The 20,900-nt window shown below is 60.8% G+C and carries 18 protein-coding genes; 11 read left to right on the top strand and 7 right to left on the bottom strand.

The genetic code is table 11. From position 1 onward, the window contains the following. The first annotated feature begins 115 nt into the window (after positions 1 to 115). The 5 genes from BLU75_RS24515 to BLU75_RS24495 all read left to right on the top strand — a co-directional run bounded on the left by BLU75_RS24515 (position 116) and on the right by BLU75_RS24495 (position 4,699). A complete protein-coding gene (locus tag BLU75_RS24515; RefSeq protein ID WP_090221583.1) occupies positions 116 to 1,543 on the top strand; it encodes a coniferyl aldehyde dehydrogenase in 1,428 nt (475 codons plus the stop codon). 25 nt (positions 1,544 to 1,568) lie between these two features. Further along, the gene (locus tag BLU75_RS24510; protein WP_084378590.1) at positions 1,569 to 2,114 is read left to right on the top strand and encodes a twin-arginine translocation pathway signal protein; all 546 of its coding nucleotides are present in this window, start codon (positions 1,569 to 1,571) and stop codon (positions 2,112 to 2,114) included. Positions 2,115 to 2,152: 38 nt separating this feature from the next. Continuing rightward, on the top strand, positions 2,153 to 3,748 hold the full coding sequence (locus BLU75_RS24505; protein WP_084378591.1) for a GMC family oxidoreductase: 1,596 nt from the start codon (positions 2,153 to 2,155) through the stop codon (positions 3,746 to 3,748). A gap of 114 nt (positions 3,749 to 3,862) precedes the next feature. Then, a complete protein-coding gene (gene coaD / locus BLU75_RS24500) occupies positions 3,863 to 4,342 on the top strand; it encodes a pantetheine-phosphate adenylyltransferase (protein ID WP_084378592.1) in 480 nt (159 codons plus the stop codon). Between the two features lie 105 nt (positions 4,343 to 4,447). Continuing rightward, the gene (locus BLU75_RS24495) at positions 4,448 to 4,699 is read left to right on the top strand and encodes a YfhL family 4Fe-4S dicluster ferredoxin (RefSeq protein WP_003176712.1); all 252 of its coding nucleotides are present in this window, start codon (positions 4,448 to 4,450) and stop codon (positions 4,697 to 4,699) included. Positions 4,700 to 4,848: 149 nt separating this feature from the next. Here the strand turns inward: BLU75_RS24495 and mutM are convergent, their stop codons facing one another. Then, positions 4,849 to 5,661, bottom strand: a complete 813-nt coding sequence (mutM, locus tag BLU75_RS24490) for a bifunctional DNA-formamidopyrimidine glycosylase/DNA-(apurinic or apyrimidinic site) lyase (protein WP_084378593.1) — start codon at positions 5,659 to 5,661, stop codon at positions 4,849 to 4,851. A 21-nt stretch (positions 5,662 to 5,682) separates the two neighbouring features. Further along, positions 5,683 to 6,495 carry an HDOD domain-containing protein gene (locus BLU75_RS24485; protein WP_165447455.1) on the bottom strand — a complete coding sequence of 271 codons (813 nt, stop codon included), beginning with the start codon at positions 6,493 to 6,495 and terminating at the stop codon, positions 5,683 to 5,685. A 242-nt stretch (positions 6,496 to 6,737) separates the two neighbouring features. On the opposite strand from BLU75_RS24485, the gene BLU75_RS24480 reads away from it, so the two are divergent. After that, positions 6,738 to 7,934, top strand: coding sequence for a class I SAM-dependent rRNA methyltransferase (locus tag BLU75_RS24480; RefSeq protein ID WP_084378595.1), 1,197 nt, complete (start codon positions 6,738 to 6,740; stop codon positions 7,932 to 7,934). A gap of 259 nt (positions 7,935 to 8,193) precedes the next feature. Next, complete coding sequence (locus BLU75_RS24475; RefSeq protein WP_084378596.1) at positions 8,194 to 9,393, top strand: MFS transporter; 1,200 nt, start codon at positions 8,194 to 8,196, stop codon at positions 9,391 to 9,393. A 197-nt stretch (positions 9,394 to 9,590) separates the two neighbouring features. Here the strand turns inward: BLU75_RS24475 and BLU75_RS24470 are convergent, their stop codons facing one another. After that, complete coding sequence (locus BLU75_RS24470; protein ID WP_084378597.1) at positions 9,591 to 10,049, bottom strand: REP-associated tyrosine transposase; 459 nt, start codon at positions 10,047 to 10,049, stop codon at positions 9,591 to 9,593. Positions 10,050 to 10,467: 418 nt separating this feature from the next. On the opposite strand from BLU75_RS24470, the gene ilvD reads away from it, so the two are divergent. Further along, complete coding sequence (ilvD, locus tag BLU75_RS24465; protein ID WP_084378598.1) at positions 10,468 to 12,309, top strand: dihydroxy-acid dehydratase; 1,842 nt, start codon at positions 10,468 to 10,470, stop codon at positions 12,307 to 12,309. Between the two features lie 105 nt (positions 12,310 to 12,414). Here the strand turns inward: ilvD and BLU75_RS24460 are convergent, their stop codons facing one another. After that, positions 12,415 to 13,473 carry an HAD family hydrolase gene (locus tag BLU75_RS24460; RefSeq protein ID WP_084378599.1) on the bottom strand — a complete coding sequence of 353 codons (1,059 nt, stop codon included), beginning with the start codon at positions 13,471 to 13,473 and terminating at the stop codon, positions 12,415 to 12,417. 242 nt (positions 13,474 to 13,715) lie between these two features. Here BLU75_RS24460 and BLU75_RS24455 point away from each other — a divergent pair, with 242 nt between their 5' ends. Continuing rightward, a complete protein-coding gene (locus tag BLU75_RS24455; RefSeq protein ID WP_084378600.1) occupies positions 13,716 to 15,107 on the top strand; it encodes an L-cystine transporter in 1,392 nt (463 codons plus the stop codon). Between the two features lie 112 nt (positions 15,108 to 15,219). Here the strand turns inward: BLU75_RS24455 and BLU75_RS24450 are convergent, their stop codons facing one another. Continuing rightward, positions 15,220 to 15,732 carry a dihydrofolate reductase gene (locus BLU75_RS24450; protein ID WP_084378601.1) on the bottom strand — a complete coding sequence of 171 codons (513 nt, stop codon included), beginning with the start codon at positions 15,730 to 15,732 and terminating at the stop codon, positions 15,220 to 15,222. Positions 15,733 to 15,822: 90 nt separating this feature from the next. On the opposite strand from BLU75_RS24450, the gene BLU75_RS24445 reads away from it, so the two are divergent. Beyond that, on the top strand, positions 15,823 to 17,202 hold the full coding sequence (locus BLU75_RS24445; RefSeq protein WP_084378602.1) for a DUF2868 domain-containing protein: 1,380 nt from the start codon (positions 15,823 to 15,825) through the stop codon (positions 17,200 to 17,202). Further along, positions 17,195 to 18,562 (top strand): DUF3482 domain-containing protein, encoded by a 1,368-nt coding sequence (locus tag BLU75_RS24440; RefSeq protein ID WP_084378603.1) that lies wholly within the window; start codon positions 17,195 to 17,197, stop codon positions 18,560 to 18,562. Before BLU75_RS24445 ends, BLU75_RS24440 begins: the two co-directional genes overlap by 8 nt. 27 nt (positions 18,563 to 18,589) lie before the next feature. Here BLU75_RS24440 and BLU75_RS24435 read toward each other — a convergent pair whose 3' ends face one another. Together BLU75_RS24435 and BLU75_RS24430 are read right to left on the bottom strand one after the other, a co-directional pair. Further along, positions 18,590 to 19,723 (bottom strand): TIGR03364 family FAD-dependent oxidoreductase, encoded by a 1,134-nt coding sequence (locus BLU75_RS24435; RefSeq protein WP_084378604.1) that lies wholly within the window; start codon positions 19,721 to 19,723, stop codon positions 18,590 to 18,592. Between the two features lie 137 nt (positions 19,724 to 19,860). After that, entirely contained in the window at positions 19,861 to 20,877 is a 1,017-nt protein-coding gene (locus BLU75_RS24430; protein WP_084378605.1) for a putative 2-aminoethylphosphonate ABC transporter substrate-binding protein, read from the bottom strand. Positions 20,878 to 20,900 lie beyond the last annotated feature (23 nt).

Here is a 20,900-nt window from a genome sequence, read left to right as displayed (position 1 = left end):
ATCTTACGATCTATCCCGGCCAGGATAAAACCGCATGTTGCTGCAATGTCATTTGACAATTTAGAGTAATGACTCTAAAAGTTGATGCATTCCAATAACAAGCGGGACCCGCGCCATGCCTGCCAACGTTGCCTACCTGCAAAATTCCCCGGAGCTGGACCAACTCCAGGACCTCTTCGATGCCCAACGTCGCGCCTATGCAGCCAATCCAATGCCGCCGGCCGCGCAGCGTCAGCAATGGCTCAAAGCGTTGCGGGAGATCCTCAGCGACGAGCGTCAGGCGCTGATTGAGGCTATCAGCCGCGATTTCAGCCATCGCAGCGCTGACGAAACCCTGTTCGCCGAACTGATGCCCAGCCTGCACGGCATCCATTACGCCAGCAAACACCTCAAGCGCCGGATGAAACCGTCCCGGCGCGCCGTCGGCATCGCCTTCCAGCCCGCCTCGGCCAAGGTTATTTATCAGCCGTTGGGCGTGGTCGGGGTCATCGTGCCCTGGAATTACCCGTTGTACCTGGCCATCGGTCCGTTGGTGGGCGCACTGGCCGCGGGCAACCGGGTAATGCTCAAGCTCAGCGAGTCGACACCGGCCACCGGGCAGTTACTCAAAACCCTGTTGGCAAAGATTTTCCCCGAAGACCTGGTGTGCGTGGTGCTGGGCGAAGCCGAAGTGGGCATGGCATTTTCCAGGTTACCCCTTGATCACCTGCTGTTCACCGGGGCTACCAGTATCGGCAAGCACGTGATGCGCGCCGCCGCCGAACACCTGACCCCGGTCACCCTGGAACTGGGCGGCAAATCACCGGCCATTGTTTCAGCCGACGTGCCCCTCAAGGACGCCGCCGAACGGATCGCCTTCGGCAAGGCGCTGAACGCCGGGCAAACCTGCGTGGCACCGGACTACGTGCTGGTGCCGGAAGATCGCATCGACGGTTTCGTCGAGGCCTACAGTAAAGCCGTGCGCGGGTTCTATCCGACCCTGGCCGACAATCCGGACTACACGGCCATCGTCAACGAGCGGCAACTTGCCCGGCTCAACGGCTACCTCAAGGACGCCACCGACAAAGGTGCCACCGTGCTCCCGCTCTATGATCAGGGCCAGGACCGACGCATGGCCCATGTCCTGCTGCTCAATGTGACTGATGAGATGACGCTGATGCAGGACGAAATTTTCGGCCCGCTGCTGCCGATCGTGCCCTATCGCGGCCTCGACCAGGCCTTCGCCTACATCAACCAGCGCCCTCGCCCGCTGGCGCTGTATTACTTCGGCTACAACAAGGCCGAACAGAACCGCGTCCTCCACGAAACCCATTCTGGCGGCGTGTGCCTGAACGACACCCTGCTGCACGTGGCCCAGGACGATATGCCTTTCGGCGGCATCGGCCCTTCAGGCATGGGTCATTACCACGGACATGAAGGCTTCCTGACGTTCAGTAAGGCCAAGGGCGTGCTGGTCAAACAGCGCCTGAACGCGGCCAAGCTGATTTATCCGCCCTACGGCAAGTCCATTCAAAAGCTGATCCAGAAGCTGTTCGTCCGCTAACACCATCTCAGGGATAACAATAAAAATGCACCCTAGCCTGACTGAATCACCCGCGTTGTCACGGCGCGGCGTCTTGAAACTCGGCCTGTGCGCCAGCGCTTTCCTGGCCACCGCCGGGCTTGGTGCCAGCCTCAGCGGTTGTTCCAGCAGTACGCCGGCCAGCGGCTTTGCCATGTTGCGCAGCAGTGACCTGCCGTTTCTGCGGGCAGTGATTCCGGTATTGCTGGAAGGCGCGGCCAGTGCCGAGGCCGTGGCCGCAGGCATCGAGGACACGCTGAAAAAACTCGATTACAGCCTGCAACACCTGTCCCCTGAGATGTTCAAGCTGACCCAGCAGTTGTTCGATGTGCTGGGCATGGCCGTCACGCGAGGACCGCTGACCGGTATCTGGGGCAGTTGGGAAAATGCCAGCGCCGAGCAAATCCGCAACTTCCTCCATCGCTGGGAAAACAGTTACCTGAACCTGTTGCGCATGGGCCAGGGCTCGTTGCTCAAGCTGGTGATCATGGCCTGGTATTTCCGACCCACGTCTTGGGCCCATTGCGGCTATCCCGGCCCACCCACTATCTGACCTGCGCGCACCTTCAATAAAAACAAGAGAGCCATCGAATGCCCGTATCTGATCTGTTCCGCGACGGCCTGGCCCGCGGCTGGAAGACCCACAATGGCGCCGCCCTCGACCGGGACCTGACCCTGGAAGCTGACGTAGCGATCATCGGCAGCGGCGCGGGCGGTGGCACCAGCGCCGAAATCCTCAGCGCGGCAGGCTACAAAGTGCTGCTGATCGAAGAAGGCCCGCTCAAGACCAGCAGCGACTTCAAGCTGCTGGAAGACGAAGCCTACGCCAGCCTGTATCAGGAAGGCATCGGCCGCATGAGCAAGGATGGCGCCATCACCATCCTCCAGGGTCGCGCAGTGGGCGGCACGACCTTGATCAACTGGACCTCCAGCTTCCGTACCCCGGATCAGACCCTCGCGCATTGGGCCAGCGAATACGCGGTCAAAGGCCACAGCAGCGCCGAGATGGCGCCCTGGTTCGAAAAAATGGAGCAGCGCCTGGGCATCGCGCCCTGGGCCGTGCCACCCAATGCCAACAACGATGTGATCCGCAAAGGCTGCGAAACACTCGGCTACAGCTGGCATGTGATCCCACGCAACGTGCGCGGCTGTTTCAATCTGGGCTACTGCGGCATGGGTTGCCCGGTCAACGCCAAACAATCGATGCTGGTGACCACTATTCCTTCCACCCTCGAGCAAGGCGGCGAGCTGCTGTACCTGGCCCGCGCCGAACACTTGAAGTTCAGCGGCGACACTATCACCAGCCTGGAATGCGCGGCGATGGACACGCGCTGCGTGGCACCCACCGGTTATAAAATCACCGTCAAAGCCAAGCATTACGTGCTCGCCGGCGGCGGTATCAATAGCCCGGCGCTGCTGATGCGTTCGGATGCGCCCGACCCCCACTCGCGGCTGGGTAAACGCACCTTCCTGCATCTGGTGAATTTTTCCGCGGGATTGTTCGACGAAGTGATCAACCCGTTCTACGGCGCGCCACAGTCGATTTATTCCGACCATTTCCAATGGCAGGACGGCACCACCGGCAAAATGTCTTACAAGCTGGAAGCACCACCCTTACACCCGGCCCTGGCCAGCATCTTGTTCGGTGGCTATGGCACGCAGAACGCACTGGATATGAGCCAACTGCCCAAAACCCACGCGATGCTGGCGCTGCTACGGGACGGTTTTCACCCCGACAGCCTGGGCGGTAGCGTGGACTTGCGTGGCGATGGCACACCAGTGCTCGACTATCAGGTCTCGCCCTACGCGTGGGATGGGCTGCGTCGGGCATTTCACAGCATGGCCGAGATTCAGTTCGCCGCAGGTGCCAAGTCGGTGAAACCGCTGCACCATGACGCACGCTACGTCACCACGCTGGCCGAGGCCCGCAGCCTGATTGATGGCCTGAACCTGGAACTGCACCGTACCTGCCTGGGCAGCGCCCACGTCATGGGCGGTTGTGCCATGGGCGAAGAGCCGAAAAACGCGGTCGCCGACAGTCTCGGGCGGCATCACCAATTGCGCAATCTGTCGATCCACGACGGTTCTTTATTCCCCACCAGCATTGGCGCCAACCCGCAATTGTCGGTGTACGGATTAACCGCGCAATTGGCGACCGCATTGGCTGAACGTCTGAAAACAGCATGAAAAAACACGCTATTCGCGGTGTCTATAGTGCTTTCTTCTGCATAAGTTGACTTGGCCGACCGGGATGGCTGCGATACCATCCGATTCCCCAACGGACTCCGCCAGGACGACGCGATGAACCGAGTGTTGTACCCAGGAACCTTCGACCCGATTACCAAAGGCCATGGCGATCTGGTCGAACGCGCCTCACGCTTGTTCGACCATGTGATCATCGCAGTCGCTGCCAGCCCCAAGAAAAACCCGCTGTTTCCCCTGGAGCAGCGCATGGAGCTGGCGCAAGAGGTCACCAAACACTTGGCCAACGTCGAGGTGGTCGGCTTTTCAACGCTGCTGGCGCATTTCGCCAAGGAACAGAATGCCAATGTGTTCCTGCGCGGCCTGCGAGCGGTCTCGGACTTCGAATACGAATTCCAGCTGGCCAACATGAACCGCCAACTGGCGCCGGACGTGGAAAGCCTGTTCCTCACACCGTCAGAACGTTATTCGTTCATTTCCTCGACGCTGGTCAGGGAAATCGCGGCCTTGGGCGGTGATATCACCAAGTTTGTGCACCCGGCGGTCGCCGATGCGCTGACCCTGCGCTTCAAGAAGTAACGACCGCTCAACCGGCGCCCGCTCGCACTGCGGGCGCCAATGCGGCACAATTGCGCGCATTAAGTTTTCAGATGCCTTGGCTCAAGCGCCCTGGCAGGAGTTTCCATGTCCCTGATCATCACCGACGATTGCATCAACTGCGACGTCTGCGAACCCGAGTGCCCAAACGCCGCCATTTCACAGGGCGAAGAGATCTATGTGATCGATCCCAACCTGTGTACCCAGTGTGTCGGCCACTACGACGAACCTCAGTGCCAGCAAGTCTGCCCTGTGGACTGCATTCCGCTGGATGAAGCCCATCCTGAAACGCAAGAGCAGTTGATGGAGAAGTACCGGAAGATTACCGGTAAGGCCTGACGATTTGCAGCGCCTGCCAGGGCGTTTTCGCGAGCAATCCCACGCCCACATTCGACTGCATTCAGACTCAAGAAACACGATTGAATGTGGGAGCGGCGGTGCGACGATTCGACTTGCTCGCGAACGCAATATCAGCCATCACACAGCAATCAACGCTGGCACTTGGGGCAAAACACACTCGCCCGCTGCCCCAGCACCACATTGCGCAGTTCGGTCCCGCAGACCTTGCACGCCTCACCGCCACGGCCGTAGACGAACAACTCCTGCTGGAAGTACCCCGGCTGGCCGTCGCCACCAATAAAGTCGCGCAACGTAGTGCCGCCACGCTCGATGGCCGCCGCCAGAATGCGCTTGATCTCGATGGCCAGTTTCAGATATCGCCCGCGGGAAATGCCCTTGGCCTCCCGGCGAGGATCAACCCCCGCCGCGAACAAGGCTTCCGTCGCATAGATATTGCCCACCCCCACCACCACCGCGTTATCCATGATGAACGGCTTGACCGCCATGGAACGTCCACGGGACAGCTGAAACAGGCGGTCGCCGTCGAACAGCTCGGTCAACGGCTCGGGCCCCAGGCGAATCAGCAGTTCGTGGTTGTGCGGGTCCTGGCTCCAGAGCATTGCGCCAAAACGGCGAGGGTCGGTGTAGCGCAGGGCCAGTCCAGACTCCAATTCGATGTCCACATGCTCATGCTTGGCCGCCGGCATGCCGACTTCCACCAGGCGCAAGTTGCCTGACATGCCCAGATGGCTGATCAGTGTCCCCACTTCGGCATTGATCAACAGGTACTTGGCCCGCCGCTCCACCAGCACGATGCGCTGTCCGGACAGGCGCACATCGAGGTCCTCGGGAATCGGCCAGCGCAGGCGCCGTTCACGCACGATCACGCGGCTGACACGCTGGCCTTCGAGGTGCGGGGCAATCCCGCGCCGGGTGGTTTCGACTTCAGGCAACTCGGGCATGTGTACCTCTTGAATGAAGGATCAGTGCACGCCCAGCTCGCGGATCGACAACTTCATGCTTTCGAAGTCGTAGTCCGACAGGCCGACATGGTCGAGCACCAGATGGCCAACGCTTTCCCATTCGAGATCAACCGCTTGATTACCCAGCACCCGGTAGGAGGAACAGATGTGCTCGGCCATCTTGAGGATCGCCAGCAGGTTTTTCAGTTGCAGATTGCGCGTCGACTCATCGCTGAAGATCGCCAGGGCATTGTGGTGATTGGCGATAGCGTCGGTCACATGCTCCGGCAGCCGCCAGGACTTGCCCGTGTAGTAACCGACCACGGCGTGGTTGGTGTTGAACGCGCGGTTTTCCGTATCGACCACACGCCACTCTGGGCCCGCGCTGGCATAAGCTTCCTCCAGCACCGCCATGTAATTGGGGAACCGCTTGAGCATCAACGGCACGCCACAATCGTGGAACAACCCCAACGCGTAGGCCTCGTCCACCGCCTGGAAGCCCGTGCGCTTGGCCAGGGTCAGGCAGGTCATCGCCACATCCTGGGCGGTGTCCCAGAAGCGGTTGAGGGTGACGATAGTGTCATCGCTCATCTCGCCCTTGATCGACTGGGCGTTGATCAGGTTGATGACCGAGCGACTGCCCAACAGGTTCACCGCGCGCTGGATCGAAGCAATCTTGTTGCTCAGGCCGTAATAAGGTGAGTTGACGATCTTCAGCAATGCCCCCGACAAGCCCGGATCCTGGGAAATCAACCGGGCGATCACTTCCAGGTCCGGATCGGGCATGTACTGCTCCATCTGCAAATCCACCATGATTTGCGGTTGAGGCGGCACACTGATGCCCTGCAGGGTTTGTTGGATCTGGTCGGCGGAAAGCTCTGGGGACATAAGTAAACACTCTAGGCTAAGGCGCGATTCTAACCTCTATCGCGGTCTTTTGTGGGAGCGGGCTTGCTCGCGACAGCATCGCCACCGTACGTCAGATACACCGCACCGCCTGCATCGCGAGCAAGCCCGCGCCCACATCAATCCCTGCACAACAGGTATACTCCCGCTCTTTTTTCCGGAGCGACGTCATGTCCCTGCCAAGCCTGCGTCTCAAAGCCAACGCCGATCGTCGTTTGCGCAACGGCCACCTGTGGGTCTGCAGCAACGAGATCGACGTGGCCGCCACCCCGCTTCACGGCTTCCAGGCAGGCGACCAAGCCATCCTGGAAGCGGCTGGCGGCAAGACCCTGGGCATCGTGGCCATGAGCCCGAACAACCTGATCTGCGCGCGCCTGCTGTCGCGCGACATCAAGTTGCCTCTGGACAAGTCGCTGCTGGTGCACCGCCTGAACGTGGCCCTGTCCCTGCGTGACCGCCTGTTCGACAAGCCGTTCTACCGCCTGGTGTACGGCGATTCAGACCTGCTGCCAGGCTTGGTCGTCGACCGTTTCGGCGACATCCTGGTGGTGCAGATCGCTTCGGCGACCATGGAAGCCCATAAGGACGACGTGATCGCCGCCCTGACCCAAGTACTCAAGCCCAGCGGCATCCTGTTCAAAAACGATTCCGCCGCGCGCGACGCCGAAGGCCTCAACCGCTACGTCGAGACCGTCTTCGGCCTGGTACCGGAGTGGGTCGCACTGGAAGAAAACGGCGTGAAATTCGAAGCCCCGGTGATCCAGGGCCAGAAAACCGGCTGGTTCTACGACCACCGCATGAACCGCGCCCGCCTGGCCCCCTACGCCAAAGGCAAGCGCGTCCTCGACCTGTACAGCTACATTGGCGGCCGGGGTGTGCAAGCGGCAGCCTTCGGCGCCAGTGAAGTGTTCTGCGTCGACGCCTCCGCCTTCGCCCTCGATGGTGTGGAACGCAACGCCGCGCTGAACGGCTTCGCCGAGAAAATGACTTGCATCGAAGGCGACGTCTTCGAAGCGCTGAAAGAACTGAAAGCCAGCGAAGAACGCTTCGACGTGATCGTCGCCGACCCACCGGCCTTCATCAAACGCAAAAAAGACATGAAGAACGGCGAAGGCGCCTACCGTCGCCTGAACGAACAAGCCATGCGCCTGCTCAGCAAGGACGGCATCCTGGTCAGCGCTTCATGCTCCATGCACCTGCCGGAAGACGACCTGCAGAACATCCTGCTGACCAGCGCCCGCCACCTGGACCGCAATATCCAGATGCTCGAACGCGGTGGCCAGGGCCCGGACCACCCGGTGCACCCGGCGATTGCCGAGACGCGGTATATCAAGAGCATCACGTGCCGGTTGTTGCCCAATAGCTGATTGAGCTACACCGTCCCTTGTAGGAGCGAGGGGGGGCGCCTAGCCCTTGCTCGCGAAAAACTCAAAGGCACCGCGGGTTACCGGGTAGCGCTGCGTTATCGTTGACGATCTTCGCGAGCAAGGGCTAGGCGCCCCCTCGCTCCTACAGTTACAGCAATGGCTCACGTACGTACCGGAAAGTTCGCACGCTACTGCTGATTGAATTGTGTTTTCCGCAGACTAGTATCGGTTTCTGGTTTTATTCCGGAAAACAAACACAATGTCTGAGTCCTCCTGCTCGCCCCCGCTCAGTGGCGACCTCAAGCGCCAACAATTCTCCCGCTTCATCCTCATCACCTGCATTTCCCTGATCAGCTTCTTCCCGATCAATATCCTGCTGCCCTCTTACCCTGCCCTGTCCGCCAAATTCGATCGGCCATCCGCAGCCATCGCACTGTCCATCAGCCTGTTCACGCTGGTCTTTTCGATCTCTCAGCTGATCGCCGGCCCGCTTTCGGATAAATGGGGCCGCAAGGAAGTCCTGCTCGGCTGCATCACGCTGTCGATCCTGGGTGCTCTCGGTTGTGCATTGGCGCCGGATTATCCGGCCTTCCTGCTGTTTCGCGCGGTCCAGGCCATGGGTTGCGGCTTCTTCGTACTCGGCCACGCGTTAGTGGAAGACTTGTTCGACGAACGAGACCGCGCCCGTGTGCGCCTTTATTACATGACGCTGAGCGGTTCCTTTGTCGCGCTGTCGCCGCTGATCGGCTCGTGGCTGCAAACCACATTCGACTGGCAGGGGAGTTTCTATGGCTTCGCGCTGATGGCGCTGGGCATGTTGATCCACGCGTCCTGCATCTTGCCGTCCAAGTCCGTCAGCCCACACCGCGCCTCCCTATCGATCATCGGCACGCTGAAAGCCGTCGCACGCAACCGAGACTTCCTGCGCTACTGGTGGATCGCCGCGCTGGTATTCGCCTGCTACTTCGCCTTGATCAGCGTGACCCCGCTGATTTTCATGGATGCGTTGAAGCTCACCGAATACCAGTACGCGCTGGTGCTGATGGTATATGGCGCGGCTTATCTGCTCGGCGGAGTTGCGGCGTCGTTCTTGCAAAAACACATCTCGCTGTCCCAGCAAATCAACATTGGCCTCGGATTGCTCTGCATCGCCGGCGTGCTGTTAACGCTGGTCGTCAGCTTCAATGCCATCAACACCTTGACCCTGCTGATCCCCATGCTGATCAGCGCCCTGGCCGTCACCCTAGTGCGACCCGCCGCGATTTCTGCGGCAATGCTGCTGTTTTCAAGCAGCGCAGGGACGGCGGCGTCGGCGGGCAACAGCATCATGTTCCTCACGGCCGCCGTCACCAGCGCAGCGCTTGCGCAAACCGGCACCCATTTGTTGATGACCATTGCAGTCAGCTTCATGGTTTTCAGCCTGTGGGGTTGGCTGACGAATACCCGAATCAACCGCTGACGCATTGCCCTGGACGAACGCCCAAATCAACCTCTGACGCATTGCCCTGGACGAATACCCGAATCAACCTCTGACGCGTTCTCTTGTAGGAGCGAGCTTGCTCGCGAAGATCGTCAACGATAACGCAACGCCACCTGGTAACCCGAGGTGCCTTTGAGTTTTTCGCGAGCAAGCTCGCTCCTACAAGGGAAGGTGTTTCACAGCCAGACCGCGTCCCACAGTGAGTATTGACCGATACGCTCAACTAAACCCGCGCGCAAGGGATTGGCGACGATGTAACGCGCCATCGCCTTAAGGTCATCCTCCCGACGCAGCGCCCGGTCGAAGTAACCCTTTTGCCAAAGCGTCCCGTGACAGCCTCTGGCCTTATTGATGGCATGGGCACTTCGCGACTTCGTGATTCGCATCAGTCTTGGTAAATCGCCGTTATGCAATTCAATCAGCCAGTGGAAGTGATCCGGCATGACCACCCAGGCAAGCGACGTCGCTTCGCCATCGTCTTGAGCTTTCCTGAACTCGCTGACCAGCAAGCGGCCCATGCGCCAATCTTGAAAGATTCGGTGTCTTTGGTGGGTGACGGCAGTGAGCAAGTAGATGCGCCCGAGCTCTGAATAGCGCCCCGTGCGCAGTCGGTGTGCGTTTTGCTGAGTGGACATTCCTTCGTCCTCGTTGCTGGCTGGAAGAGAAACAGTAGGCATCTCCAGCGTTTATTGGCGCTTAAACAGTGGTTCCGGATATGTCCCGGTCTGCGTAGGAGCGAGCGTGCTCGCGAAAACCTCGAAGGCACCGCGGGCTGCCTGATGGCGCGGCGTTATCGTTGAGGTTTTTCGCGAGCAAGCTCGCTCCTACAGGTAGACGGCCATTCCCTCCAGCCGCCAGCGGTGTAGAATCGGTTCTATTCATCGCCAGTCATCCCCCGGCGGGTTTATGAGCTCGAGGCCCACGCACGCGGCGATCCCGCACTGCGAGTGGCAACTTCCGGACACACGGCCATTTGCGGTGTGCTCCAGACGTCCATAGAAGCTCACTTCCCTTAGCACCTGATTAGTCCTGATTTGCCGCCCGGAGTGCTCCATGCCAGATTACCGCTCGAAAACATCCACCCACGGCCGCAACATGGCCGGCGCCCGTGCCTTGTGGCGCGCCACGGGGATGAAAGATGACGACTTCAAGAAGCCGATCATCGCGATTGCCAACTCGTTCACCCAGTTCGTACCGGGCCACGTGCACCTCAAGGACCTGGGCCAACTGGTCGCCCGCGAGATCGAGCGCGCTGGCGGTGTCGCCAAGGAATTCAACACCATCGCCGTGGATGACGGCATCGCCATGGGCCACGACGGCATGCTGTATTCCCTGCCGAGCCGCGAGATCATCGCCGACTCCGTGGAGTACATGGTCAACGCCCACTGCGCCGACGCCATCGTGTGCATCTCCAACTGCGACAAGATCACCCCCGGCATGTTGATGGCGTCCCTGCGCCTGAATATCCCGGTGATCTTCGTTTCCGGCGGCCCGATGGAAGCCGGCAAGACCAAACTGGCCTCCCACGGCCTGGACCTGGTCGACGCGATGGTCATCGCCGCTGATTCCAGCGCGTCTGACGAGAAGGTCGCGGAATACGAGCGCAGCGCTTGCCCGACCTGCGGTTCGTGCTCCGGCATGTTCACTGCCAACTCGATGAACTGCCTGGTCGAAGCCCTCGGCCTGGCATTGCCCGGCAACGGTTCCACCCTGGCCACCCACAGCGACCGCGAGCAGTTGTTCCTGCAGGCCGGCCGCACCATCGTCGAGCTGTGCAAGCGTTACTACGGCGAGAACGACGAGTCGGTGTTGCCGCGCAACATCGCCAACTTCAAGGCGTTCGAAAACGCCATGACCCTGGACATCGCCATGGGCGGTTCCACCAACACTATCCTGCACTTGCTGGCTGCCGCCCAGGAAGCCGAGATCGATTTCGACCTGCGCGACATCGACCGTCTTTCCCGGCATGTGCCGCAACTGTGCAAGGTCGCGCCGAACATCCAGAAGTACCACATGGAAGATGTGCACCGCGCCGGCGGGATCTTCTCGATCCTCGGCTCCCTGGCCCGTGGCGGCTTGCTGCACACTGACTTGCCGACCGTGCACAGCACGTCCATGGCCGAAGGCATCGCCAAATGGGACATCACCCAGACTGACGACGAAGCCGTACACACCTTCTTCAAGGCCGGTCCGGCAGGCATTCCGACCCAGACCGCGTTCAGCCAGTCGACCCGTTGGGACACGCTGGACGACAACCGTGAAAACGGCTGTATCCGCAGCGTCGAGCATGCCTACTCCCAGGAAGGTGGCCTCGCCGTGTTGTACGGCAACATCGCCCTCGATGGCTGTGTGGTGAAAACCGCCGGCGTGGATGAGTCGATCCATGTGTTCGAAGGTCGCGCCAAGATCTACGAAAGCCAGGACAGCTCGGTTCGCGGCATCCTCGCCGACGAAGTGAAAGAAGGCGACATCGTGATCATCCGCTACGAAGGCCCGAAAGGCGGCCCGGGCATGCAGGAAATGCTCTACCCGACGTCGTACCTGAAGTCCAAGGGCCTGGGCAAAGCCTGCGCGCTGCTGACCGACGGTCGGTTCTCCGGCGGCACCTCCGGCCTGTCCATCGGCCACGCTTCGCCGGAAGCGGCTGCCGGCGGCGCTATTGGTCTGGTGCAGGACGGCGACAAGGTGCTGATCGACATTCCAAACCGTTCGATCAACCTGTTGATCAGCGACGAAGAACTGGCGGCACGCCGGGTCGAGCAGGACAAGAAAGGGTGGAAGCCGGTGGAAAAGCGTCCGCGCAAAGTCACCACCGCCCTGAAAGCCTACGCCCTGCTGGCGACCAGCGCCGATAAGGGTGCAGTACGTAACAAAGCGATGCTGGATGGGCTGTAAGCCTTAGCTTCTCCCGTAAAAATGCCCCGCCAGTGCGGGGCATTTCTTTGCCTGCCAAAAATCCCCCAGACAAAAGAGATCAACTGTGGGAGCGTGTACTGGTGATTACTGAATGTCTTCAGGCTTGACGATCACCCAGTTCTTGTCCGCCGTCACCGGCAACCCTGCCTTGGCCTGGGCCGCCGCGTGCTTGGCCATCATGCCGTTGAGCTGAGTCATGTACTTGTCCTTGCGGTTGATCCACAAGTGAATACCGCCCTTGGCCACGTCCACATCATGGAACAGCATGTAGCCGTCACTGGTCGGCGTATCACCGCCCACCAGCAGCGGTTTTTTCCATTCGTCGATGTAGGTGAGGATCGCCGCGTGCTTGCCTGCCATCCAGGTCGCCGGAGTCCACAGATACGGGGTCAATTCCAGAGCGAGGTTGGCTTTTTCGTCATACTTGCCGGCGCTGATTTGCTTGCGCGAGGTGGTCAGTTCGCCGGTCTTGCGGTCCTTGAGCAGCAGGCTGACACCAATGACATTCTGCGGCTTGACGTTGTAGCCGTACTTCGGATCGGACGCGACCATACGCACCAGCTCCTCGGAGGCCGCGGTCATCACATACACCTCGATGCCGTTTTCCATGAGCTTGTTGTACAGCTCCTGCTGGCCGGTGAAGATTTTCGGCGGCTGCACCTGCATGTTCTTCACCACGTCGCCTTCGTAGTAGGTGGCCGGTACCGGCTTGTCGGACGCCATCAATTCGTCGACATAGCCTTTGAGTTCCTTGAGGGTGAAACCGGAAAACACCTGTGCAACCCACGGGTAGCAGACCATGTCATCCACTTCGCACAAGCGATAGTAGTAACTGAACAGGCTTTCCTTGTGGTCGGCGGTGTCTTTGAAGGGCATCAGTTTGAGTGAAGGGTCGAGGCTCTCGCGAGTGATCAGGCCCTTGTTCTCCAGATAGGGCAGCAACGACTCTTCGAGGTCGAAACGGTAGCTGGTGTTGTCCATGTCGAACACCGCGAAATCACCCTTATTGGCGTTGGCCGCGATCATTTCGTCCAGTTGCTTGGCGGCGGGTGCCGGCCAATGCTTCAACTCGGTAGCGGCCATGCCCTGAGTGGCGAGTCCCAGACACAGCGCGGCAGCAAACAATCTCGGTACGAGCTTCATCGGCGTTATCTCCCTGAGTGAAAGGCATCGACGCTAACAAATCCTGAAGAACCCGCCCATCACGAGCACGACCGGCTGCGTCGTGATTCCGCCAGCGGCATATACCTGCGCGCCACGCTCTTATTCCAGAAACGACAGCCACCATTCCATAACGGTATTAAATCAATATATTTCAAACTGTTAGGATTTTCGGCTCGCAGTCGCAGGCTCATGCGATTGGCAGCCTTTTTTCTGGAGCTTCAATGAATCTGCCGCTGATTCTCAATTTGCTGGTGTTCCTGGCGTTACTGCTGGGCCTGGCACAAACCCGCCGTACTGACTGGAGCCTGGCCAAGAAAGTCTTGGCCGCACTGGTGCTGGGCGTAGTCTTCGGTGTGATCTTGCACACTATTTACGGTGCCGGCCATCCGGTGCTCAAGGCCTCGATCAGTTGGTTCGATCTGGTGGGCAATGGTTATGTGCAGTTGCTGCAGATGATCGTGATCCCGCTGGTGTTTGCCTCGATCCTCAGCGCCGTGGCGCGCCTGCACAATGCCTCGTCCCTGGGCAAAATCAGCTTCCTGACGATCGGCACCCTGCTGTTCACCACGGCCATTGCGGCGCTGATCGGTATCGGCCTGACCAACCTGTTCGGGCTCACCGCCGAGGGCCTGGTGGCCGGGACCCAGGAAATGGCGCGCCTGCAAGTGATCCAGAACGATTACGCCGGCAAGGTCGCCGACCTGAATGTGCCGCAACTGCTGCTTTCGTTCATCCCGCAGAATCCGTTTGCCGACCTGGCACGGGCCAAGCCGACCTCGATCATCAGTGTGGTGATTTTTGCTGCGTTCCTGGGAGTTGCCGCGCTGCAACTGCTCAAGGACGACGTGGAAAAAGGCCAGAAAGTGCTCAACGCCATCGACACGCTGCAAGCCTGGGTGATGCGCCTGGTACGCCTGGTGATGAAGCTGACGCCCTACGGTGTATTGGCACTGATGACCAAAGTGGTGGCCGGCTCCAACCTGCAAGACATCCTCAAGCTCGGCAGCTTCGTGTTGGTCTCCTACCTGGCGCTGGGACTGATGTTTGCAGTCCACGGCCTGTTGCTGTCGCTGGCCGGGATCAACCCGCTGCGGTTTTTCCGCAAGGTGTGGCCGGTGCTGACCTTTGCGTTCACCAGCCGCTCCAGCGCCGCGAGTATCCCGCTGAGCATTGAAGCGCAAACCCGCCGCCTCGGTATTCCGCAGTCCATCGCAGGATTCGCCGCCTCGTTCGGCGCAACGATCGGCCAGAACGGTTGCGCCGGCCTGTACCCGGCGATGTTGGCCGTGATGGTCGCGCCGACCGTGGGCATCGACCCGTTGGATCCGTTGTGGATCGCCACGCTGGTGGCGATTGTGACCTTGAGTTCGGCAGGCGTCGCCGGCGTGGGCGGCGGCGCGACGTTTGCCGCCCTGATCGTGCTGCCAGCCATGGGCTTGCCGGTGTCCCTGGTGGCGTTACTGATTTCCGTGGAGCCGCTGATCGACATGGGCCGCACGGCCCTGAACGTGAACGGCTCGATGACAGCGGGGGCGATTACCAGCCAGATCATGCAGCAGACGGATAAACAACTGCTGGATGCCGATGAGCATGCCGAGTTGGCGCAGGCATAACGGCGTATAACCTGTAGGAGCGAGCTTGCTCGCGAAGAACGTCACGATGACGCGGACATTCTGAATGAACGCGGCGCCCTCAAGTTCTTCGCGAGCAAGCTCGCTCCTACAGTCAGTTTCGTTCCCAAACCTCAAAGTTGTACGCCGGCTTATCGCCCTCGGCCGGATTCTCCAGGTTTGACACCAGCTTCCACTGATCCTGACCAAACTCGGGAAACCACGCATCCCCGTCCGGGCTCAACGCGACCCGCGTCAAATACAGGCGGTCCGCCTGCTCCAGGCCTTGCGCATACAACTGTGCGCCGCCGATCAGCATCAGCTCATCGACTCCCTGCTCAAGCGCCCACTCTTCAGCTCGCGCCACCGCTGCTTCAAGTGACGGAAAAACTTCCGCACCTTCAAGCCTCAGATCGGTCTGACGGCTGACCACAATGTTCAAGCGACCCGGCAGCGGTCGGCCCAGGGAATCCCAGGTCTTGCGCCCCATGATGATCGGCTTGCCGAGGGTGGTAGCCTTGAAATACTTGAAATCCCCCGGCAAATGCCAGGGCATGCTGTTGTCGACGCCGATCACGCGGTTTTCACCGAGGGCTGCGATCAGGCTTAAAGGGAGAGTTTTTTTCATGGCAACGAGAATACCAGAGGCACGCCCGGCATACCCCAACCGCCTTCACAGCGGTTATGCTCCCACTTCACTTGTACAACAGGACGGCGCGTGACCGCACTGAATCCCCTGCAAAAACTCTGGCTGACGGAAACCGTGCGCCTGCGCGAAGAGCAAGCCGGCCCTTTGGAAGACCAGGAAGCCAATCGCCTGGCCCGCAGCAGCGGCGGCGACCTGCCGACGCGCATTCAAAATCGCGCTGTATGGCTGGCCGAACGTGATGGCCTGACCGCTGCGCTGCGGCACTGGCTGCAAGGCGCGCGTCTGGCGTTGATGGTGCTGGCGGTGCTCGCCATCGTCAGCGGCGCCGGCCTGGCCTTTGCCGCCCTGGGCAACGGTTTGGCCCCGGTCAACGTGTTCTGGGCCTTGGGCAGCCTGCTGGGCCTGAACCTGATTCTGCTGTTGAGTTGGGCCCTGGGCCTGCTGTTCGCCGGTGAACACAGCGCCAGTCTCGGGCGCCTGTGGCTGTGGCTCAGCGAAAAGCTCGCCCGCGATGCCAAGGCCGCGCAACTGGCGCCAGCGCTGTTGGTGTTGCTGCAACGCCAAAAACTCAATCGCTGGGCCGTCGGTGTGCTGGTCAATGGCCTGTGGTTGCTGGCTCTGCTCAGCGCCGTGGTGATCCTGCTGAGCCTGATGGCCACGCGGCGCTACGGCTTTGTCTGGGAAACCACGATCCTGGGGGCCGATACTTTCGTCAGCGTGACCCAGGCTCTCGGCGCCCTGCCCGCCTTGCTCGGTTTCAGCGTCCCCAGCGTCGAGATGATCCGCGCCAGCGGCGATTCGGCGCTGACTATCGAAACAGCCCGCCAGACCTGGGCCGCGTGGCTGGTGGGTGTGGTGTTGATCTACGGCATCCTGCCCCGGCTGATCCTCGCCCTGATATGCCTGTGGCGCTGGAAAAGCGGGCGTTCAGCCTTGCACCTGGACCTCAACTTGCCTGGCTACAGCCAGTTGCGCGAACCGTTGATGCCCAGCAGCGAACGCCTCGGCATCAACGATGCCGCCCCTGAACAGCTGCACCAAGTGACCGGCGGTGTCAGCGATCTGCACAGCGACGGCGCGCTGCTGGTGGGCATCGAACTGGACGACCAACGGCCTTGGCCGCCGAAGCTGCCGTCCACCGTCAACGACGCCGGCATCCTCGACAGCCGTGAATCACGCAACAAGCTGCTGGAACAACTGAGCCGCTTTCCACCCGCACGCCTGGCCATCGCCTGCGACCCCCGGCGCTCGCCGGATCGCGGCAGCCTCGCACTGATCGCCGAACTGGCCCGCAGCGCAAGCGCAACGCGGGTCTGGCTGCTGCAAGCGCCAGCGGGACAGGCGCTGGATGCCGAACGCCTCGGTGATTGGCACACCGCCTTGCAACAATTGGACGTGCCGTTTGCCGATTGTGCGCCGCTCACTTGGCTGGAGACCGGTCATGACTAACCCTTTGAAGCTCGCGGTGGTCGGCCATACCAACGTCGGCAAGACCTCGCTGCTACGCACCCTGACCCGCGACGTGGGTTTTGGCGAAGTCTCCCACCGTCCCAGCACCACCCGTCATGTGGAAGGCGCGCGCTTGTCCGTCGACGGCGAGGCCTTGTTGGAGCTGTATGACACGCCGGGCCTGGAAGATGCAATCGCCCTGCTCGACTACCTCGAACGCCTGGACCGTCCTGGCGAACGTCTCGACGGCCCGGCCCGACTGGCGCGCTTTCTGGAAGGCAGCGAAGCCCGGCAACGCTTCGAGCAGGAAGCCAAGGTGCTGCGCCAACTGCTCGCCTGCGACGCGGGCCTGTATGTGATCGACGCACGGGAGCCGGTGCTGGCCAAGTACCGCGATGAACTGCAAGTGCTGGCCAGTTGCGGCAAGCCTTTATTGCCCGTGCTCAATTTTGTCAGCAGCACCGAACACCGTGAACCGGATTGGCGCGAAGCCCTGGCGCGACTCGGCTTACATGCATTGGTGCGTTTTGACAGCGTCGCGCCACCGCAAGACGGCGAGCGCCGGCTGTACGAAAGCCTCGCCTTGTTGCTGGAAACCTCGCGCGGGCAGTTGGAACGACTGATTCTTGATCAAGAGGCCCAGCGCCAGGCCCGCCAGCAAAGTGCCGCTCGCCTGATCGCCGAATTGCTGATCGACTGCGCCGCGTGCCGACGCAGCGTGGTCACTGAAGACGAGCAGCAAGCCATCGGCGATCTGCGCAAAGCAGTACGTCAGCGCGAACAAAAATGCGTGGAGGCCCTGCTCAAGCTGTTCGGCTTCCGTGCACAAGACGCCGCCGCGAGCGATTTGCCGCTGCTGGATGGCCGTTGGGGTGACGACCTGTTTAACCCGGAAACCCTCAGGCAGCTCGGCGTGCGCGTAGGCGGCGGCATTGCCGCGGGCGCGGCAGCCGGTGCCGGCGTGGATCTGCTGGTGGGCGGTCTGACACTGGGCGCTGCCGCGCTGGCCGGCGCCATCGCCGGTGGCGCGCTGCAAACCGCGCGCAGCTATGGCAGCCGCCTGCTCGGCAAGCTCAAAGGTCAGCGCGAACTGACCGTCGACGACAGCGTATTGCGCCTGCTGGCCTTGCGTCAGCGGCAATTGCTCAAGGCCCTGAACCTGCGCGGCCACGCGGCCATGCACAGCATCAAGATCGATACTGCGCAGGACAAGACATGGCGCGAAGGCAAACTGCCGGAAGCCCTGAACAAAGCCCGGGCCCACCCGCAATGGTCGTCCCTCAACCCTCACGCCAGACTGAGCCAGGCCGAGCGCCAGGAGCAGATCGAAGCCCTGGCCCAGCGCCTGGATGCCGACTAAGCCGCCAGCAGTCCTCTTCGGCGCTCATCACGCAGCGCCCCATAGTTCAGCGATGTTGCGCTCGGCCATCGCCGGTCCGACGCTCATGCCCACACCGGTGTGCATCAGCGCCGCACTCACCCCGGGCGCCGCTCGCAGGAAAGAAAACGGCCCCGGCCCACGGGCGCCATAAACGCCTTGCCAGCGTTCCACGACCTGGATCTGGCAGCCCAAAGTCTGCTGCGCCAGTTCGATCATCCAGTTGTCCACCTGTTCGGCATTGAACGGTGAAGGATCGCTGCCGTAATGATGAGAATCACCGATGATCAATTCTCCATACGGCGTAGGACTGATCAGCAGATGAATACCGTTCGCTTGCAAGTGCGGCATGTCCCGCAGAATCTGCGCCTGTACCGGTGCCGCTTCCGGCAGGTCGGCGAAGGCCCCGTAATGCACACAGCTCAACCCGGTCAGCAGGGCGTGTTGCAGCTGCAAATCCACCTGAGGCCGCGCACGCAGCATCTGCAATCGGCAAATTTGCGGGTTGAGTTCGGCGATTTCCTCGGCCAGCAAGGTCTGGTAGTCGTGACCTGAACACACGATGATCTGCTCGCCACCAAACGTCCCGGCCGTGCTGCGCAACTGGCCAGGTTCGATGTCGCGTACCAGGGTGGAGAAGTGAAACTCCACCTTGAGTTCACGGCACAGGTAGTTGATCAGCGCGGGAAGCGCTTCGCGGGAATACACTTGTTGATCGTCCAGGCCATGCAGCGCCGCACGGTGATGGCGGAACTGGCCGTTATACAGATCGTCCATCGCCGCGCCTTTGAGCAGATTCACCCGATAACCATATTCCTCGGCGCGCCCCCTGCAAAAAGCTTCCAGCAGTTGTTCTTCCGCTTCGGTGCGGGCAAACAGATACGAGCCGTTGCGCTTGAGTTGCAGGCCCGCAACGCGTGCCCAATGCCCCCAGATATCGCGGCTTTCCCGAGCCAGATCAAGCATCGGGCCCGGCGGCTGGCCGGTGACCAGGGCTTGGCCGAAGTTCCGTACCGAAGCCCCCAAAGGCGTGGCGCTGCGTTCGAAGACCTTGACCTTGAGGCCGCGTTTGGCGGCGGCGTAGGCATGGGACAAGCCGAGGATACCGGCGCCGATGATCAGTAGATCACTGTGATTGCTCATGAACTTTACAGCCTCCTGTAGGAGCGAGCTTGCTCACGAAAAAACCTGAGGGCGCCGCGGGCATCCTGACTACCCGCGTTATCGTTCACGTTCTTCGCGAGCAAGCTCGCTCCTACAATTATGGAATCAGAGGGTATTTATTGTTTTTCCGACTTGCCGTCATAACGCTTGCGCCATTCGGCCAGGATCTTGTCGCGGTTTTTCGAGGCCCAGGCAAAGTCGTTCTTGATCAAGCGTTGCTCGTAGTCCGCCGGCAATTCGGTCTGTGGCTTGGCAATGCCCGGTTGGGCAAGAACGGCAAAGTTCTCCTTGTACAGCTCCATGGCGGCAGGACTGGCGGAAAAATCGGCGAGTTTTTTCGCCGCTTCTGCATGCGCGGTGCCCTTGATCACCGCCGTGGCTTCAATCTCCCAGCCCAAGCCTTCCTTGGGCAGGACGATATCCAGCGGCGCACCTTGGCGCTTCAACTGCACCGCCGGGTATTCGAAGGAAATACCAATCGGGAACTCTCCGGAAGCCGCCAACTTGCAAGGCTTGGAGCCGGAATGAACGTACTGGCCGATGTTCTGGTGCAAGTCGTCCATGTACTGCCAGCCCTGTTTTTCGCCAAAGGTCTGCAACCAGGCGCTGACGTCGAGGAAGCCGGTGCCGGACGATGCCGGATTAGGCATGACGATCTTGCCCTTGTACTCAGGCTTGGTCAGATCCTGCCAACTGACCGGCTTGCTCAGCCCCTGTTTTTCGGCTTCAACGGTGTTGAAGCAGAGCGTCGCGGCCCACACGTCCATGCCGACCCAGGCCGGCGGATTGGCCGCGTCGCGATAGTTCGCGCCAATCTTGTCCAAGTCTTTCGGCGCATAGCCTTGCAGCATGCCTTGCTGATCCAGGATCGCCAGGCTGGAGGCCGCCAGGCCCCAGATTGCATCGGCCTGCGGGCGGGCTTTTTCGGCCAGCAGCTTGGCGGTGATAATCCCGGTGGAGTCACGCACCCACTTGATTTCAACGTCTGGATTGGCCGCTTCAAAGGCGTTCTTGTAGGTCTTCAATTGTTCGGCTTCGAGGGCCGTGTAGACCGTCAACTCGGTTTTCGCGGCGAACGCATTCAGGCTGAACGCGGTGAGCACAACAGCGGCTGACGCCAAGGGCTTGAACATGGTGCGTTTCCTTTGATCAGGAC

The organism is Pseudomonas mucidolens (genome assembly GCF_900106045.1).
Classification (GTDB): Bacteria; Pseudomonadota; Gammaproteobacteria; order Pseudomonadales; family Pseudomonadaceae; genus Aquipseudomonas; species Aquipseudomonas mucidolens.
The sequence above is the reverse complement of the archived record's forward strand: the minus strand, read 5'-3'. Positions and strand labels throughout refer to the sequence as shown.

Coding starts and splice junctions, on each gene's coding strand:
- BLU75_RS24515 (WP_090221583.1), top strand. CDS start 116: ATGCCTGCCAACGTTGCCTACCTGCAAAATTCCCCGGAGCTGGACCAA.
- BLU75_RS24510 (WP_084378590.1), top strand. CDS start 1,569: ATGCACCCTAGCCTGACTGAATCACCCGCGTTGTCACGGCGCGGCGTC.
- BLU75_RS24505 (WP_084378591.1), top strand. CDS start 2,153: ATGCCCGTATCTGATCTGTTCCGCGACGGCCTGGCCCGCGGCTGGAAG.
- coaD (WP_084378592.1), top strand. CDS start 3,863: ATGAACCGAGTGTTGTACCCAGGAACCTTCGACCCGATTACCAAAGGC.
- BLU75_RS24495 (WP_003176712.1), top strand. CDS start 4,448: ATGTCCCTGATCATCACCGACGATTGCATCAACTGCGACGTCTGCGAA.
- mutM (WP_084378593.1), bottom strand. CDS start 5,661: ATGCCCGAGTTGCCTGAAGTCGAAACCACCCGGCGCGGGATTGCCCCG.
- BLU75_RS24480 (WP_084378595.1), top strand. CDS start 6,738: ATGTCCCTGCCAAGCCTGCGTCTCAAAGCCAACGCCGATCGTCGTTTG.
- BLU75_RS24475 (WP_084378596.1), top strand. CDS start 8,194: ATGTCTGAGTCCTCCTGCTCGCCCCCGCTCAGTGGCGACCTCAAGCGC.
- BLU75_RS24470 (WP_084378597.1), bottom strand. CDS start 10,049: ATGTCCACTCAGCAAAACGCACACCGACTGCGCACGGGGCGCTATTCA.
- ilvD (WP_084378598.1), top strand. CDS start 10,468: ATGCCAGATTACCGCTCGAAAACATCCACCCACGGCCGCAACATGGCC.
- BLU75_RS24460 (WP_084378599.1), bottom strand. CDS start 13,473: ATGAAGCTCGTACCGAGATTGTTTGCTGCCGCGCTGTGTCTGGGACTC.
- BLU75_RS24455 (WP_084378600.1), top strand. CDS start 13,716: ATGAATCTGCCGCTGATTCTCAATTTGCTGGTGTTCCTGGCGTTACTG.
- BLU75_RS24450 (WP_084378601.1), bottom strand. CDS start 15,732: ATGAAAAAAACTCTCCCTTTAAGCCTGATCGCAGCCCTCGGTGAAAAC.
- BLU75_RS24440 (WP_084378603.1), top strand. CDS start 17,195: ATGACTAACCCTTTGAAGCTCGCGGTGGTCGGCCATACCAACGTCGGC.
- BLU75_RS24435 (WP_084378604.1), bottom strand. CDS start 19,723: ATGAGCAATCACAGTGATCTACTGATCATCGGCGCCGGTATCCTCGGC.
- BLU75_RS24430 (WP_084378605.1), bottom strand. CDS start 20,877: ATGTTCAAGCCCTTGGCGTCAGCCGCTGTTGTGCTCACCGCGTTCAGC.